At 65.0% G+C, this 15,697-nt stretch carries 13 protein-coding genes; 5 read left to right on the top strand and 8 right to left on the bottom strand.

Going from position 1 to position 15,697, the window contains the following annotated elements:
* Positions 1 to 20 precede the first annotated feature (20 nt).
* The 4 genes from fdhF to L610_RS12045 all read right to left on the bottom strand — a co-directional run bounded on the left by fdhF (position 21) and on the right by L610_RS12045 (position 5,984).
* A complete protein-coding gene (gene fdhF, locus L610_RS12060) occupies positions 21 to 2,912 on the bottom strand; it encodes a formate dehydrogenase subunit alpha (protein ID WP_024849189.1) in 2,892 nt (963 codons plus the stop codon).
* 10 nt (positions 2,913 to 2,922) lie between these two features.
* Positions 2,923 to 4,479, bottom strand: coding sequence for an NADH-quinone oxidoreductase subunit NuoF (locus tag L610_RS12055; RefSeq protein WP_144705383.1), 1,557 nt, complete (start codon positions 4,477 to 4,479; stop codon positions 2,923 to 2,925).
* Complete coding sequence (locus L610_RS12050) at positions 4,479 to 4,958, bottom strand: formate dehydrogenase subunit gamma (protein ID WP_246659000.1); 480 nt, start codon at positions 4,956 to 4,958, stop codon at positions 4,479 to 4,481. Before L610_RS12050 ends, L610_RS12055 begins: the two co-directional genes overlap by 1 nt.
* Before the next feature lie 129 nt (positions 4,959 to 5,087).
* Entirely contained in the window at positions 5,088 to 5,984 is an 897-nt protein-coding gene (locus tag L610_RS12045; RefSeq protein ID WP_024849186.1) for a LysR family transcriptional regulator, read from the bottom strand.
* Between the two features lie 134 nt (positions 5,985 to 6,118).
* Between L610_RS12045 and L610_RS12040 the strand changes: the two genes are divergently transcribed.
* A complete protein-coding gene (locus tag L610_RS12040) occupies positions 6,119 to 6,694 on the top strand; it encodes an NADPH-dependent FMN reductase (protein ID WP_348602265.1) in 576 nt (191 codons plus the stop codon).
* A gap of 51 nt (positions 6,695 to 6,745) precedes the next feature.
* Here the strand turns inward: L610_RS12040 and L610_RS12035 are convergent, their stop codons facing one another.
* Positions 6,746 to 7,159: a YciI family protein gene (locus L610_RS12035; RefSeq protein ID WP_024849184.1), complete on the bottom strand. Its 414-nt coding sequence runs from the start codon at positions 7,157 to 7,159 to the stop codon at positions 6,746 to 6,748.
* 178 nt (positions 7,160 to 7,337) lie between these two features.
* Between L610_RS12035 and L610_RS12030 the strand changes: the two genes are divergently transcribed.
* On the top strand, positions 7,338 to 8,507 hold the full coding sequence (locus tag L610_RS12030) for an Mrp/NBP35 family ATP-binding protein (protein WP_024849183.1): 1,170 nt from the start codon (positions 7,338 to 7,340) through the stop codon (positions 8,505 to 8,507).
* Here L610_RS12030 and L610_RS12025 read toward each other — a convergent pair whose 3' ends face one another.
* On the bottom strand, positions 8,508 to 9,218 hold the full coding sequence (locus tag L610_RS12025) for an HAD family hydrolase (RefSeq protein ID WP_144705379.1): 711 nt from the start codon (positions 9,216 to 9,218) through the stop codon (positions 8,508 to 8,510).
* Positions 9,219 to 9,223: 5 nt separating this feature from the next.
* Positions 9,224 to 10,870, bottom strand: a complete 1,647-nt coding sequence (gene pgi, locus L610_RS12020) for a glucose-6-phosphate isomerase (RefSeq protein WP_024849181.1) — start codon at positions 10,868 to 10,870, stop codon at positions 9,224 to 9,226.
* Between the two features lie 190 nt (positions 10,871 to 11,060).
* On the opposite strand from pgi, the gene L610_RS12015 reads away from it, so the two are divergent.
* Positions 11,061 to 12,557 (top strand): PLP-dependent aminotransferase family protein, encoded by a 1,497-nt coding sequence (locus tag L610_RS12015; protein ID WP_024849180.1) that lies wholly within the window; start codon positions 11,061 to 11,063, stop codon positions 12,555 to 12,557.
* A gap of 114 nt (positions 12,558 to 12,671) precedes the next feature.
* Complete coding sequence (locus L610_RS12010; RefSeq protein ID WP_024849179.1) at positions 12,672 to 14,249, top strand: trimethylamine methyltransferase family protein; 1,578 nt, start codon at positions 12,672 to 12,674, stop codon at positions 14,247 to 14,249.
* Here the strand turns inward: L610_RS12010 and L610_RS12005 are convergent, their stop codons facing one another.
* Positions 14,250 to 14,651 carry a hypothetical protein gene (locus L610_RS12005; protein ID WP_144705377.1) on the bottom strand — a complete coding sequence of 134 codons (402 nt, stop codon included), beginning with the start codon at positions 14,649 to 14,651 and terminating at the stop codon, positions 14,250 to 14,252.
* 111 nt (positions 14,652 to 14,762) lie between these two features.
* Between L610_RS12005 and L610_RS12000 the strand changes: the two genes are divergently transcribed.
* Positions 14,763 to 15,224, top strand: a complete 462-nt coding sequence (locus L610_RS12000) for a CoxG family protein (RefSeq protein WP_024849177.1) — start codon at positions 14,763 to 14,765, stop codon at positions 15,222 to 15,224.
* Positions 15,225 to 15,697: the final 473 nt, after the last annotated feature.

The raw sequence follows: 15,697 nt of genomic DNA, 5'->3' as shown, positions 1-15,697 counted from the left end.
GACGAGGGGAGCCGGCATTCCTACTCCGCCGCCTCCAGCGAGGCGATCCGGCGCGTCTGGCGGCTGAGTTCCTGGTACTCGCGCTGCCAGTCGCTCGGGCCGTTGGAAGGAGCCACCTGCACCGCCGTCACCTTGTATTCCGGGCAGTTGGTCGCCCAGTCCGAGAAGTCGGTGGTGATGACGTTGGCCTGCGTGTCCGGGTGGTGGAAGGTGGTGTAGACCACGCCCGGCGCCACGCGATCGGTGATCTGCGCCCGCAGCGTCGTCTCGCCCGCGCGGCTCGTCAGGCGCACAAAGTCGCCGTCGCGAATGCCGCGCTGCTCGGCGTCGTGCGGGTGGATCTCCAGCAGGTCCTCGTCGTGCCAGACGACATTCTCGGTGCGACGGGTCTGCGCGCCGACATTGTACTGCGACAGGATGCGGCCGGTCGTCAGCAGCAGCGGGAAGCGCGGGCCGGTCTTTTCGTCGGTCGCCACATATTCGGTGCGGATGAACTTGCCCTTGCCGCGCACGAAGCCGTTGACGTGAACGATCGGCGTGCCCTCGGGCGCTGCCTCATTGCACGGCCACTGCACCGAGCCCATCTTCTCGAGATAGTCGTAGGACACCTTGGCGAAGGACGGGGTCGTTGCGGCAATCTCGTCCATGACATCGGACGGATGGGTGTAATTCCAGTTCAGGCCCATCGCCTGCGCGAGCTTCTGCGTCACTTCCCAGTCGGCATAGCCGTTCTTCGGCGCCATCACCTTGCGCACGCGGTTGATGCGGCGCTCGGCATTGGTGAAGGTCCCGTCCTTCTCGAGGAAGGTCGAACCCGGCAGGAAGACGTGGGCGTAGCGAGCGGTCTCGTTGAGGAAGAGGTCGTGCACAACGACGCACTCCATCGCCGCAAGGCCAGCGGAGACATGCTTGGTGTCCGGATCGGACTGCAGGATGTCCTCGCCCTGGATGTAGATGCCCTTGAAGGTGCCCTCGACGGCGGCATCGAGCATGTTCGGGATGCGCAGGCCCGGCTCTGCCGAAAGCTCGACGCCCCACAGCTTCTCGAACGTCTCGCGCACCGCGTCGGTCGACACGTGCCGGTAGCCCGGGAACTCGTGCGGGAACGAGCCCATGTCGCACGAGCCCTGCACGTTGTTCTGGCCGCGCAGCGGGTTCACGCCGACGCCCGGGCGGCCGATATTGCCGGTCAGCATCGCAAGGTTGGCGATGCCCATGACGGTGGTCGAGCCCTGGCTGTGCTCGGTGACGCCGAGGCCATAGTAGATCGCGCCGTTGCCGCCGGTGGCGTAGAGGCGAGCCGCGCCGCGGATCGTCTCGGCCGGAACGCCGGTCAGCTTCTCGACCTCTTCCGGGCTGTGGCGCGGATCAGAGACGAACTCGGCATAGTCCTCGAACTCGGACCAGTCGCAGCGCTCGCGGATGAAGGCTTCGTTGAAGAGACCTTCGGTGACGATGACGTGTGCGAGCGAGGTGACGATCGCGACGTTGGTGCCCGGGCGAAGTGCGAGGTGATATTCCGCCTCGACATGCGGCGCCTTCACCATCTCGGTGCGGCGCGGGTCGATGACGATCAGCTTCGCGCCCTTGCGCAGGCGCTTGCGCATCCGCGAGGCGAACACCGGGTGCGCGGCGGCCGGGTTGGCGCCGATCACCATGATGACGTCGGAATGCTCGACCGAGTCGAAGTCCTGCGTGCCGGCCGAAGTGCCGAAGGCCTGGCCGAGGCCGTAGCCGGTCGGCGAGTGGCAGACGCGGGCGCAGGTGTCGACGTTGTTGTTGCGGAAGCCCTGACGGATCAGCTTCTGGACGAGGTAAGTCTCCTCATTGGTGCAGCGCGACGAGGTGATGCCGCCGATGGCCTCGCGGCCATACTGGTACTGGATGCGGCGGAACTCGTTGGCGACGTGCTGGAAGGCTTCTTCCCAGGTGACCTCACGCCACGGATCCGTGATCTTCTCGCGGATCATCGGGTTGAGGATGCGCTCCTTGTGGGTCGCATAGCCCCAGGCGAAGCGGCCCTTGACGCAGGAGTGGCCGCGATTGGCCTTGCCGTCCTTGTAGGGAACCATGCGCACCAGCTCATCGCCGCGCATCTCGGCCTTGAACGAGCAGCCGACGCCGCAATAGGCGCAGGTGGTGACGACCGAGCGCTCCGGCTGGCCGATCTCGATCACCGTCTTTTCCGTCAGCGTACCGGTCGGGCAGGCCTGGACGCAGGCGCCGCAGGACACGCACTCGGACTCGAGGAACGGCTGGTGCATGCCGGCCGAAACGCGGCTGTCAAAGCCCCTGCCCTCGATGGTCAGCGCAAAGGTGCCCTGCACTTCCTCACAGGCGCGCACGCAGCGCGAGCAGACAATGCACTTCGACGGATCGTAGGTGAAGTACGGGTTGGACTCGTCCTTCGGCATCCAGCGCACATTGGCGACGCTGCCTTCTAGCGCATCGCGCTTCTTCGCGAAGACGTGATTGTCGCCATCATAGCCGTAGCGCACGTCGCGCAGGCCGACCGCGCCCGCCATGTCCTGCAGCTCGCAGTCGCCATTGGCGGCGCAGGTGAGGCAGTCGAGCGGATGGTCGGAGATGTAGAGCTCCATCACGCCGCGCCGGATGTCCTTGAGCCGGCCCGTCTGGGTGTGAACAACCATTCCAGGCGCAACCGGCGTGGTGCACGAGGACGGGGTGCCGGCCCGGCCCTCGATCTCGACGAGACAGAGGCGGCAGGAGCCGAATGCGTCGACCATGTCGGTCGCGCAAAGCTTCGGGATGGCGATGCCCGCTTCCATCGAAGCGCGCATGATCGAGGTGCCTTCCGGGACGGTGACTTCAAAACCGTCGACGGTAAGCGTCACCATCTTCTCCGACTTGGACGCCGGGGTTCCGTAGTCGATTTCGTGAACGAGACCCATGATACGTCTCCTATTCCGCGGCTTCCGCGACCGTGCGCGGCGCAAAATCTTCAGGGAAATGCGTGAGGGCGCTCATCACCGGGTAAGGGGTAAACCCGCCAAGGGCGCAAAGGGATCCAAACTTCATGGTGTTGCAGAGGTCTGCAACCAGCTCGAGGTTCTTCTGCGGTTCGATGCCGGCAGCGACCTTGTCGAGCGTCTCGACGCCGCGGGTCGAACCGATGCGGCAGGGAGTGCACTTGCCGCAGCTCTCGATGGCGCAGAACTCCATGGCAAAGCGGGCCTGCTTCAGCATGTCGGCGGTGTCGTCGAACACGGTGATGCCGGCATGACCGATGAGGCCGTCCTTGCCCGCAAAGGCTTCGTAGTCGAACGGCGTATCGAACAGCGAGACAGGGAAATAGGCACCGAGCGGCCCGCCAACCTGCACCGCCTTGACCGGACGGCCGGAAGCCGTGCCGCCGCCGATCTCGTTGACGAGTTCGCCGAGCGTGATGCCGAAGGCCACCTCGAACAGGCCGCCATTCCTGACATTGCCGGCGAGCTGCACCGGAATGGTGCCGCGCGAACGGCCCATGCCGAAGTCGCGATAGAACTCGGAGCCCCTGTCCATGATGACCGGGACTGACGCCAGCGAGATAACGTTGTTGATGACGGTCGGCTTGCCGAACAGGCCTTGGATCGCCGGCAGCGGCGGCTTGGCGCGAACGACGCCGCGCTTGCCTTCCAGGCTGTTGAGGAGCGACGTTTCCTCGCCGCAGACATAGGCGCCGGCGCCGGAGCGAATCTCGATGTCGAAGGCGTTCGGCGAACCAAGCACCGTCGTGCCAAGAATGCCGGCACGGCGTGCGATTTCGACGGCCCTCGTCATCGTCGCAATCGCGTGCGGATATTCGGAGCGGATGTAGACGAAGCCCTTGGTCGCGCCAGTCGCGATACCGGCAATCGCCATGCCCTCGATCAGGACGAACGGGTCGCCCTCCATGATCATGCGGTCGGCGAAGGTTGCCGAGTCGCCCTCATCGGCGTTGCAGACGATGTATTTGCGGTCGGCGACCGCATCGTGAACCGTCTTCCACTTGATGCCGGTCGGGAAGCCCGCGCCGCCACGGCCACGCAGGCCAGAATCGGTGACGGTCTGGACGATCTGCGCCGGCGTGGTGGCGACGGCCTTTTCGAGGCCGCGCAGGCCGCCATGGGCGCGATAGTCGTCGAGCGAGAGCGGGTCGATCACGCCGCAGCGGGCGAAGGTCAAACGCGTCTGCTTCGCGAAGAACGGCAGTTCCTCGACCTTGCCGAGCGACCTCGGGTGCGCGCCGCCAGAAAGGAAATTCGCATCGAAGAGCGAAGGAACGTCAGCAGCCTTCACCGGGCCGTAGCCGACGCGGCCTTCAGCGGTCTCCACCTCGACCAGCGGTTCCAGCCAGATCATGCCGCGCGTGCCGTTGCGCACGATCTGCGCGTCGAGGCCACGGGCCGCGATCTCGGCGGCAACCGCCTTGGCGACCTTTTCCGCGCCCAGCGCGAGAGCGGCCGCATCCTTCGGAATATAGATCTTCACGGTCATCAGCGGCGCACCTCAGCAACGATCTCGTCGATGGCTTCATCATCGACGCGGCCGATCACCTCGCCATCCAGCATGGCGGCAGGCGCGCAGGCGCAGAGCCCGAGGCAGTATACCGGCTCGAGCGTGACGGAGCCGTCGAGGCTGGTTTCATGGAAGCCGACGCCGAGCAGACGCTTGATCTTGTCGGCCACCTTCTCGGATCCCATCGACTGGCAGGCCTCGGCCTGGCAGAGCTTGAGGACGTGGCGTCCGGCCGGCTCGCGGCGGTAGTCGTGGTAGAAGGTGACGACGCCATGCACTTCGGCATTGGACAGGTTGAGGGCATCGGCAATCACCGGCAGGGACTCCTGCGGCACGTAGCCGAATTCTTCCTGGATCTCGTGCAGGATCGGCAGCAAGGGGCCTTCAAGCCACTTCAGGCTGTCGACGATCGCGCGCGTCTGTGTTGCGATTTCGGTACTATGCGCCTGCGAGACCAAGCAGCGCCCTCCCTGTATACACTCGATGTCACACCGAATGCGCATTTTCAGGATGACGCGCGGTTAAGTCAATAAAGCTGTCTCGTTGGTTGATAGAAAACTTCTATTGATGACGGAAACGGTATACAATCATACCAAGCGCTTGCTGGCGACCAGGCGATGCGCCTCTTCGAGGACAGCCGCTACCAGCGGCGGGCGCGGCTCGCGTTCCGCAGCGACAAGTCCGACCATGTGGCTGGCGTCGGGATCGACGATTGGGATGGCCCGGATCGGCTCGTTGAAGCCGAAGGTTTCGGCAAGGTGCACCGGCATGATCGATGCCCATTTGCCCGTCCGGATATGGCTGAGCAGCACGATCATCGAGTTGGATTCAAGCGTCGGCCGCGTGCTCGATCCGGCAGCGGCGAGATGCTGGTCGATGATGCGGCGGTTCTGCATGTCGGGGGTGAGCAGGCAAAGCGGCAGTTCGGCAATCTCTGCCCAGGTGACCTGCACCCGGTCCGCGAGCGGGCTGCCGGCGGCGGTGATCAGCCGGTAGCGCTCGGTATAGAGCGGCATCGACAGCACCCGCCCTAGCGGCTCGTTGTCGAGATAGGTGATGCCGATGTCGATGTCGAAATTGCCAAGCAGCGACAGGATCTCGACCGAGGTGCGCGACAAGACCGTGAAGGTCACGCCCGGGTGACGCTCGCGAAACGGCGTCGTCAGCATCGGCACCATCGGCAGCGCCGTCGGAATCGCCGCGATGCGCAGGCGGCCGGAAAGACCATGCCGCGCAGCGCGCATCTCCTCCTTCATAGTGCGCGCATCGCCGACGATGCGCCGCGCCCAGGTCAGCACCTGCTCGCCTTCGGGCGTCAGCCCCTGGAAGCGCGAGCCGCGCTTGACCAGCATCACGCCCAGCTGCTCCTCCAGCTGGCGCAGGGCCGCTGAAAGCGTCGGCTGGGTGATGCCGAGTTCCTCGGCGGCGCGGCCGAAGTGCTGCGTTTTGGCGAGGGCGATGAAGAATTCAAGCTTGTCGATCATGGCGGCGACAATAGTGCCTGCGTTTCCCGCATACCAGACCGCCGCCAATGCGGGTTGAGGTTAGCCCAAGAATACCCTTTAGAAGCCCGATCTCGCTCGATTCGCGAGTGGTCATTCGTGAATATGGAATTGCAATGAAACTGAATATCATCATCGGCAGCACCCGCCCGGGCCGCGTTGGTCCCAAGGTCGCCAAGTGGTTCGAGGGCGTCGCACGCGAACAGGGCGCATTCGAGCCGGTTATCGTGGATCTTGCCGACTTTAATCTTCCGGTCTTCGACGAGCCGAAGCATCCGCGCATGCAGGACTACCAGCATGAGCACACCAAGAAGTGGGCGGCCTCGGTTGCATCGGGCGACGCCTACGTGTTCGTCACGCCGGAATACAACTATTTCCCGCCTGCATCGCTGATCAACGCGATCAGCTATCTGAGCCTTGAGTGGAACTACAAGCCGGCCGGCATCGTCAGCTACGGCGGCATTTCCGGCGGCCTGCGCGCTGCCCAGGAGCTGCGCCAGCTTCTGACCACGCTGCGCGTCATGCCGCTGCCGGAAACGGTTCCGCTGCCGATGGTCTTCCCGCTGCTCACCGAAGACGGCCTCAACGCCACCGACCCGATGAAGGACGGCGCCAAGCTGATGCTGGGCGAGCTCGACAAGTGGGCCCGCGCTCTCAGCTCCATGCGCGAAACCCTGCGCGCCGCAGCCTGATTGAGTATCGCGGCAGCGGATCAGATGGTCCGCTGCCGCCCTGGCGCCCGATCAGGCGCCCTTTGCCTGAAGCTCCGGATAGCGCTGAACGATTTCCTGCACCGGCTCGGAGTAATCTTCCATCTCCTGGATCTGCCGCACCTCGATCACCTCGTTGTCCGAGGCCGGGCAGCGCGTCGCCCATTCGATCGCTTCCGCGCGCGACTTCACGTTGATGATCCAGTAGCCGCCAAGCACTTCCTTGGCCTCGGCGAAGGGACCGTCGGTCACCAACGGCTTGCCGCCCTTGAACGAGACGCGCGCGCCGGATGACGGCGGATGCAGGCCGTTCAGGGCCTCGAGAATGCCCGCCTTCTGCAGTTCGTCATTGTACTTCATCATTGCATCGACCCGCTCCGGATCGAGGTCGACTCCCGGCGGTGCGGATTCGTAGCCCTTGGGAATCATCAGCAGCATGAAGCGCATGGTCGTTTTCTCCTTCCCTGGAAGTGGCGCATGCAATGATGACGCGCGCAAACGGCCCCTGCCGACAATTGTGCATGACTTTTTTCGGAGCGGCGACTGAAAAGCATTTTCGCGCCGCGCTTGGTTCCCACCCGGAATTGGACTATCTCAGACCCAGTCAACAGATAGAGCAGTCGCCATGTCCGTTACCAAAGAAGCCGTCCTCGATGCGCTGAAGACGATCAAGGGTCCCGATTTCGAGGGAGACATCGTCTCGCAGGGGTTGGTGTCGGAGATCTTCATCGCCAGCGGGAAGGTGTTCTTCTCAATCACCGTTCCGGCCGCGCGTGCGCAGGAGCTTGAGCCGCTGCGCGCTGCTGCCGAGCGCGTCGTCAAGCAGATCCCCGGCGTCGCAGGCGCTGTCGTGGCGCTGACGGCAGAGAAGAAGGGCGGCGGCATGGAAGCTGCCCCGCCCCGCCCGATGCCGCCGCGCCCGGCTCCGCAGGCCGCACCCCGCGCTGCGGCCCCGGCAGCTCCCTCCGGCCACCAGCCGGGCAAGCGTGGCGTTCCGGGCGTCAATGCGATCATCGCCGTCGCGTCGGGCAAGGGCGGCGTCGGCAAATCCACCACTGCGGTCAACCTGGCTCTTGGTCTTGCCTCGCTTGGGCTCAAGGTCGGTATCCTCGACGCCGACATTTACGGCCCGTCGATGCCGCGCCTGCTCGGCCTCAAGGGCAAGCCTGAGACGATCGACGGCCGCATCCTCAAGCCGATGGAAAAGTACGGCATCAAGGTGATGTCGATGGGCTTCCTCGTCGATGAGGAGACGCCGATGATCTGGCGCGGGCCGATGGTCATGTCGGCGCTGTCGCAGCTCCTGCGCGAGGTCGAATGGGCGCCGCTCGACGTGCTCGTCCTCGACATGCCTCCCGGAACCGGCGACGCGCAGCTGACCGTGGCGCAGCAGGTGCCGCTGGCCGGTGCCGTGATCGTCTCGACGCCGCAGGACATCGCGCTGATCGACGCGCGCAAGGGCCTCAACATGTTCAAGAAGGTCGACGTGCCGCTCCTCGGCATTGTCGAGAACATGAGCTACTTCATCGCCCCCGACACCGGCGCGCGCTACGACATCTTTGGCCATGGCGGCGCCCGCAACGAGGCGGAGCGCCTCGGCGTGCCGTTCCTTGGCGAGGTGCCGCTGACGATGGACGTCCGCGAGACCTCGGATGCGGGAACGCCCGTCGTGGTTTCCAACCCCGAAGGCGCGCAGGCGAAGGTCTATCGCGAGATCGCCCGCAAGGTGCATGAGCGCATCCAGCAGGAGCAGGCGGCGGCGCAGGGCGCCACCCCAGCCATCGTGTTCGAATAATCAGGAGCCGCCGGCAAGATAGGCCGGCAGTTCCGCGATCGATTCCAGAATGACATCGGCCAGCGGCTCGAGCGTTTCGCGCGAGCCGGTGCCCGATAGCACGCCCACCGCAAGGCCAACCCCGCCCGCCTTCGCCATTTCGAGGTCGTGACGATTGTCGCCGACCATCGCAAGCTGCGAGGGCCTCAGTCCCGTCATGTCGCAGAAGGCCCGCACCGTGTCCGGCGCAGGCTTCGGATTGGCGACCGCGTCATAACCGAACGCCGCATCGAACAGCTGGGCGATGCCCAGCGCTGACAAGGTCCGCTCGGCGCCCTGCGTCGAGTCATTGGTGGCGACCGCCATGCGCATGCCGACCGAATGCAGCTGGCGCAGCGCGTCGCGCACGCCCGGCAGCTCCACCGGATTTGCCGCGCCCTCGCTGGTCGTGAAGGCGTCGAAATCGTCGAGGACTTTCTGCCGCGCAGGCAGGTCCAGGTCCGGGAACCAGGTCGCGACGATGTCGGCATTGGTGCCGGCAGCGAACACCGAGTCGGCACGAAAGCATTTTCTGTCGAAGTCGTAACCGACGATCTCGAGCAAATTGTTCGCCCGCTGCCGGTCGCCGCCCGCCGCGCGCAGCGCGAGTTGGTCGGCAACGCCGAACCAGGTCGCGTTGAAGTCGACAAGCGTGCCGTCCTTGTCGAACAGGATCCCCTTGATGCCGAGCAATCTGGCTACTCCGCCTTCGCAAGCGCGTGCAGGTGTCGCACGAGTCCGGCGGTGGAGGCGTCGCGGCCAGCGGCACTTTCCTTACCTTCCACGACAGGCAGGAGGCCCGTCGCCAGCTCCTTGCCGAGCTCGACGCCCCACTGGTCGAAGGCGTTGATGCCAAACAGCTGCGCCTCGACGAAGACGCGGTGCTCGTAGAGCGCAATCAGCCGGCCGAGCGTGTAGGGATCGAGCATGCGATAGAGGATCGTCATCGACGGGCGGTTGCCAGTAAAGACGCGGTGCGGCGCGATCTTTTCGACCTCGTCCTCGGCCACGCCCTTGGCGCGCATCTGCGCCTTTGCTTCCTCGAGCGTGCGGCCCTTCATCAAGGCTTCTGACTGCGCGAGGCAATTGGCGACGAGGAGGTCATGGTGATGGCGCAGCTCCGGCTGGTGACCCTGCGCGGCGACCAGGAACTCGACCGGGATGATGTCGGTACCCTGGTGCAGCAGCTGGAAGAAGGCGTGCTGGCCGTTGGTGCCTGGCTCGCCCCACACCAGCGGGCCGGTGACGGTTGAGACCGCCTTGCTGTCGAGGGTGACGGCCTTGCCGTTCGACTCCATGTCGAGCTGCTGCAGGTAGGCCGGCAGGCGCGCCAGCCGCTGGTCATAGGGAATGACCGCGCGGGCCGGATAGCCGCAAACGACGCGGTGCCAGAAGCCAACGAGGCCGAACAGCATCGGCATGTTTTCGCCCACCGGCGCCGTCCGGAAATGCTCGTCCATCGCATGCGCGCCGGCAAGCAAATCGCGAAAATTCTTCTCGCCGATGGCGATCATGATCGGCAGGCCGATCGCCGACCACAGCGAATAGCGCCCGCCGACCCAGTCCCAAAAGCCGAAGATACGGTCCTGCGGAATGCCGAACGCGCCCACCTTGTCGAGCGCGGTCGAGACCGCCGCGAAATGCTTCGCGACTGCCTCTTCGCCGAGTTTGGCGATGATCCAGCGCCGAGCCGTCTCGGCATTGGTCATCGTCTCGACGGTGGTGAAGGTCTTCGAGGCGACGATGAACAGCGTCGTTTCGGGATTGAGCGTCTGCAACGTGTCGGCGATGTGCGCGCCATCGACGTTCGAGACGTAGTGCGCGCGCGGGCCGTCATGGTAGGGCGCCAGCGCCAGCGTCGCCATGGCCGGACCAAGGTCGGAGCCGCCAATGCCGATGTTGACGACGTCGGTGATCTTCTTCCCCGTCGCACCGGTGATAGTGCCGGAGCGGATGCCCGTCGCGAATTTCGCCATCGCCTCGAGCACTTCGTGCACGCCCGTGATGACGTTTTCGCCGTCGACCAGCACCGTCGTGCCGGGCGGGCAGCGCAGCGCCGTGTGCAGGACCGCGCGCCCCTCGGTGACGTTGATCTTCTCGCCCGAGAACATGCGCTCGCGCTGCGCCTCGACGCCCGCGGCTTCAGCGAGGTTTGCCAGCAGCGACAGCGTTTCCTCGCTCACCGCGCATTTCGAATAGTCGAGCAGCAGGTCATCCAACCTTGCCGAGAACTTCTCGAACCGTGCCGGGTCCGCAGCGAAGGCGGCCCGCATGTCGAGAGAAACATTGGCATTCCGATGGTCCCTCAGCGCGTTCAGCGCTGCGTCGAAAGCCTTTCGGTCCATGGGTGACTCCACCTCGATCCAGGTTGCGCCTGACGATAGCAGGCGCCGCAAAAATGGTAACCCCGGCGATGGATCAAGAACGATCTATCGCTGGCACAAATTGGTCCGATCAATTCTTTTGATTGGCGTAAGACGTTGGGCCAGCCCTTAATGTGTTGAGCCAGATATGGCCAGCATGGGAGGGTTGTTCATGTCGTCGCGCACGGATCCAGCGATTTGGTCGGGCCTGTTCCGGATATCGCCCGATTCGGGCCAAACCTTGCAGGCGCAAATCAGGCAGGCCATCGTCGCGGCCATTCTCGACCGCCAGATTGCCGCATCCATGCCGCTGCCGTCCTGCCGCGTGCTGGCCGAAAAGCTGGGCGTTGCGCGCGGCACCGTGGTGCTCGCATTCCAGCAGCTGGTTGACCAGGGTTTCCTCATTGCGCGCGAACGGCGCGGCCATTTCGTCAATCCGGAAATCCTCGCCGCCCCTGCAGGCCTGCGCAAGGTCGCAACCAAGTCGCCAAAGGAATCGATCGACTGGAAGGCGCGCCGGCGCGTTTTTGCATCCGACATGCCCGAGCCGACCAAGCAGGAAAATTGGATCAAGGCGTCCTACCCGTTCGTCTACGGCCAGTTCGACCCGGCGCTGTTCCCGACCGCCGAATGGCGCGAGTGCAACCGCATGGCGCTCGCCGTGCTCGAGATCCGCAACTGGGCGGCCGACATGGTCGACCGTGACGATCCGCTGCTGATCGAGCAGATCCAGGCGCGGCTCCTGCCGCGTCGCGGCATCTTCGCCAATCCGGACGAGATCATCGTCACGCTCGGGGCCCAGAACGCGCTCTACATGCTGGCGACGCTTCTGATGGGCAAGGGCACCAAGGTGGCGATGGAAAATCCGGGCTATCCGGACGCACGCTCGATCTTCCGCCTTGCAGGCGCTGAGGTGGCACCCGTTCCGGTCGACCGCGAGGGTATCGACCCGACCGCGATCCCGCGCGACAGCGACTTCGTGTTCGTTACGCCCAACCATCATTGCCCGAGCATGGTGGCGCTTTCCGACGAGCGCCGCCGCTTCCTCCTGGACGATGCCGAGCGCAACGACCGCATCATCATCGAGGACGGCTACGACAGCCAGCTGATGGACGAGGCGCCGCAGCAGGCGCTGCGCAGCATGGATCGTTCGGGGCGCGTCATCTATGTCGGCTCTCTGTCGAAGACGCTGGCCCCGGGCCTTCGCCTCGGCTTCATCGTCGCTTCGGCCGGGCTCGTCGCCGAGCTGCGCGCGCTGCGCCGCTTCATGCTGCGCCACCCGCCGGCGAACAACCAGCGCGCCGTGGCGCTGTTCCTGTCGCTCGGTCACCATGAGGCGCTGGTGCGCCGGCTTTCGACCGCCTTTGCCGAACGCCGCCGCCGGCTGGCTCAGGCTGTCGGAGCCTACCTCCCCGAATGGCAGGCTACCAACGCCCCGTCCGGCACCTCGGTCTGGCTTGAAGGCCCGCGCGGCGCCAACGCCCATGCGCTCGCCGAAGTCGCCCGTTCGCGCGGCGTGCTGATCGAGCCGGGCGCGCGCTTCTTCGACAAGCCGGAGCAGAACCAGAACTACATCCGCCTCGGCATTTCATCGATCGCGCTGCAACACATCGAGCCCGGCATCCGCGAACTTGCAACCGCTGCCGGACGCCGTCCCGCCGCAGCCTGAGCCAACCGGTTGATCCAGCCGGGTCGGCTGGATCATCTTCGTCAATTTCCTGGCTCATCCCCAGCGAACGAATGGGGCACATAGTCTTCCCCGGCCCCTGCCGAGGAGACCTGCATGTCAGTCATACTCGATGAGAATGCAGCCACCCCTCACCGCCGCCACGGCGGGCGTGAAGCGAGACGCGCGATGCGCTCCGCACCGCTGGGAGAAGACCTGAGACCGGTGCGCCCCGGCCTCGAAGGCGGCCGCTACAAGCCGCTCGCCGACAGCGACCTCGCCCGCATCCACGAAGCCGTGCTGACGCTGCTCGAAACCGTCGGCTTCGCCAACGCCATCCCCTCTTGCATCGAGGCGCTCACGCGCGCCGGCGCGAAGCTCGGCAACGATGGCCGCATCCGCTTTCCGCGCGCGCTGGTGGAAGACACCATCCGCAACGCCGCCCGCCACTTCACCCTCTGCGGCCAGGACCCCAGGCACGACATGGTCGTGCAGGGCAGCCGCGTCCACTACGGCACGGCGGGTGCTGCCGTTCATGTCGTCGATGTCGAGAAGCGCGAGTATCGCGAGTCGCTCCTGCAGGACATCTACGATGCCGCCCGCATCGTCGACGTGATGGACAACATCCATTTCTTCCAGCGACCGATGGTGGCGCGCGACATGGTCGACCCCACCGACCTCGACCTCAACACGCTCTATGCGTGCGTCACCGGCACCACCAAGCATGTCGGCACCTCGTTCACAGTGCGCGAGAACGTCGCCCCGGCGCTCGACATCCTCTATGCCATCGCCGGCGGCGAAGAGAACTTTCGCGCCCGCCCCTTCGTCTCCAATTCCAACTGCTTCGTCGTCCCGCCGATGAAGTTCGCCGAGGATGCCTGCGGCGTGCTCGAAGCCTGCGTCGAGGGCGGCATCCCGATCCTGCTTTTGTCCGCCGGACAGGCGGGTGCGACAGCGCCCGCGGCGATTGCCGGCGCGGTCGTCCAGGCGGTCGCCGAGGTGCTCGCCGGCCTCGTCTATGTCAACGCGCTGAAGCCGGGACATCCCTGCATCTTCGGCACCTGGCCGTTCGTCTCGGACCTTCGCACCGGCGCCATGTCCGGCGGCTCGGGCGAGCAGGCACTGATGACCGCCGCCTGCGCGCAGATGGCTCAATTCTACGACCTGCCGGGTGGCTCAGCCGCCGGTATGGCCGACTCGAAACTTCCCGACATCCAGTCCGGCTACGAAAAGGGCATCACCGATGCGATGGCGGGGCTGTCCGGTCTCAACCTCGTTTATGAGGCCGCCGGCATGCACGCGTCGCTGCTCGGCTTTTGCCTCGAAAGCCTCATCATCGACAACGACATGATCGGCCAGTGCCTGCGCTGCGTCCGCGGCATCGAGGTCTCGGACGCAGCCCTTTCGCTCGACGTCATCGCCGACGTCTGCCTCAACGGCCCCGGCCACTATCTCGGCCACGAGCAGACGCTTCAGCTGATGCAGACCGAGTATTTTTATCCGGCCGTCGCCGACCGCTTCAGCCCGAAGCAATGGGCCGAAAAGGGCAAGCCAGACATTCTTGCCCGCGCCATTGAGGAGAAACGGCGCATCCTTGCCACCCACTTCCCGCGCCATGTGCCGCGCGAAGTGGACGATGCGCTTCGCGCGCGCCATCCCAACATCCACCTGCCGCGCCGGGCGATGGGCTGGTAGCTATTCGGCGCTCAGATCGTACTTTGCGACGACCTTCGGGCTGATCAGCTTCGAATGCAGTGCCAGCAGCACCAGCTGCGCATCGAAACTTTCCTCGCGGTCGAGCGCCATTTCCAGCCGCCGCTCGGCGTCAGTCAGCGCCTGCTCGCCATTTGCCTCGCGAAAAAGGTCGGGGCCGATCAGGCAGTAAGCGAAGAAGCGCCCCACCGGCGGATAGGCCTCTGCCGGAGGCTCCTCATGCGGCCACTGGTCCTTCATCAGGTTGACGATGGTAAGCTTGACGCCCTCCGGCACCTGCGCCGGATGCAGGTCCGCAGCGCGCAGCGCCGCATCGAGCTGCCGAAGATCCTCCGAGCGGCCGAAGCGCCCGAGGAAGCCGAGCGAGGAATTGCGTCGCGTCATTCGCGTCAGCCTCCATTGGTTTTGCGCGCAGGGCGCCAGCAAATCGTCGCGGCTTATTGCATGGCCGCGTCCCGTTGGGCTACCACCCTAACAGAATGGAGGATGAGTAAAATGGCGCTAGTCATTGAAGGTGAGGAACGTATCGCGGCATCGATCGACAAGGTGTGGGAGGCACTGAATGATGTCGAGGTCCTCAAGGAATGCATTCCGGGCTGTGAAAGCCTTGAAAAGACTTCCGACACGGAGATGTCGGCCGTTGTCTCGCTGAAGATCGGACCGATCAAGGCGAAGTTCAACGGCGCGGTCGAGCTCGTGAATCTCAACCCGCCGAACTCGTACACGATCCAGGGCGAAGGCAAGGGCGGCATCGCCGGCTTCGCGAAGGGCGGCGCGGACGTGACGCTCGAGGCAGACGGCGCGGAGACGATCCTGCGCTATGCGGCCAAGGCCGATGTCGGCGGCAAGATCGCCCAGCTCGGCAGCCGCCTGATCGACTCCACGTCGCGCAAGCTCGCCGCGCAGTTCTTCTCGTCGTTCAACGAGAAAGTCAGCGCGGGCGAAGCGACGGCGTAGGCCAGGCCTAGGTGGTGCGGGTCGGGCAGCACTGTCCCGGCACCGCTGCGGGGTTGAAGCGCTCAGGCATGGACCCTCGGATCGAGCCCGAGGGTGACGAAGATGGAGAGGCGTGAGCCTGAACGAGCCCGCATGTCGTCCGGCCGACACATCGCTGGCGCACATAGAAGCCGGCGCATGAAGTCCCTACCGGGAGAATATCGTCTTCGACATATCCCCCTCGTCATCCTCGGCCTTGAGCCGAGGATCCTGTGTGTTTGCTGAGGTGTAGAATGGTTGCGGGAAGGAGGCCGMKGGSATCCTGGTCGCCTCCGCTTGGGAAAGCAGACCGTGGCATGGCCTGGCCCCTTCCCGCAGTGCTGCTTTGAACCTGAACAGTTGCACGAGGCTGCTTACCCAGACCTCGCACCACAGGAACAGGCCCCATGACCTTACACCCAAACTTCATCGGCTGCGACGTCTCCAAAGACACC

Origin of the sequence: Aminobacter sp. J44 (assembly GCF_007829415.1) — a bacterium.
Taxonomy (GTDB): domain Bacteria; phylum Pseudomonadota; class Alphaproteobacteria; order Rhizobiales; family Rhizobiaceae; genus Aerobium.
Note: the sequence above shows the minus strand (reverse complement) of the source record. Positions and strands in the feature narration are given on the sequence as shown.

What these genes read in the sequence shown, in the direction of transcription:
- fdhF (WP_024849189.1), bottom strand. Translation starts at nt 2,912, where the DNA reads ATGGGTCTCGTTCACGAAATCGACTACGGAACCCCGGCGTCCAAGTCG.
- L610_RS12055 (WP_144705383.1), bottom strand. Translation starts at nt 4,479, where the DNA reads ATGACCGTGAAGATCTATATTCCGAAGGATGCGGCCGCTCTCGCGCTG.
- L610_RS12045 (WP_024849186.1), bottom strand. Translation starts at nt 5,984, where the DNA reads ATGATCGACAAGCTTGAATTCTTCATCGCCCTCGCCAAAACGCAGCAC.
- L610_RS12040 (WP_348602265.1), top strand. Translation starts at nt 6,119, where the DNA reads ATGAAACTGAATATCATCATCGGCAGCACCCGCCCGGGCCGCGTTGGT.
- L610_RS12035 (WP_024849184.1), bottom strand. Translation starts at nt 7,159, where the DNA reads ATGCGCTTCATGCTGCTGATGATTCCCAAGGGCTACGAATCCGCACCG.
- L610_RS12030 (WP_024849183.1), top strand. Translation starts at nt 7,338, where the DNA reads ATGTCCGTTACCAAAGAAGCCGTCCTCGATGCGCTGAAGACGATCAAG.
- pgi (WP_024849181.1), bottom strand. Translation starts at nt 10,870, where the DNA reads ATGGACCGAAAGGCTTTCGACGCAGCGCTGAACGCGCTGAGGGACCAT.
- L610_RS12015 (WP_024849180.1), top strand. Translation starts at nt 11,061, where the DNA reads ATGTCGTCGCGCACGGATCCAGCGATTTGGTCGGGCCTGTTCCGGATA.
- L610_RS12010 (WP_024849179.1), top strand. Translation starts at nt 12,672, where the DNA reads ATGTCAGTCATACTCGATGAGAATGCAGCCACCCCTCACCGCCGCCAC.
- L610_RS12005 (WP_144705377.1), bottom strand. Translation starts at nt 14,651, where the DNA reads ATGACGCGACGCAATTCCTCGCTCGGCTTCCTCGGGCGCTTCGGCCGC.
- L610_RS12000 (WP_024849177.1), top strand. Translation starts at nt 14,763, where the DNA reads ATGGCGCTAGTCATTGAAGGTGAGGAACGTATCGCGGCATCGATCGAC.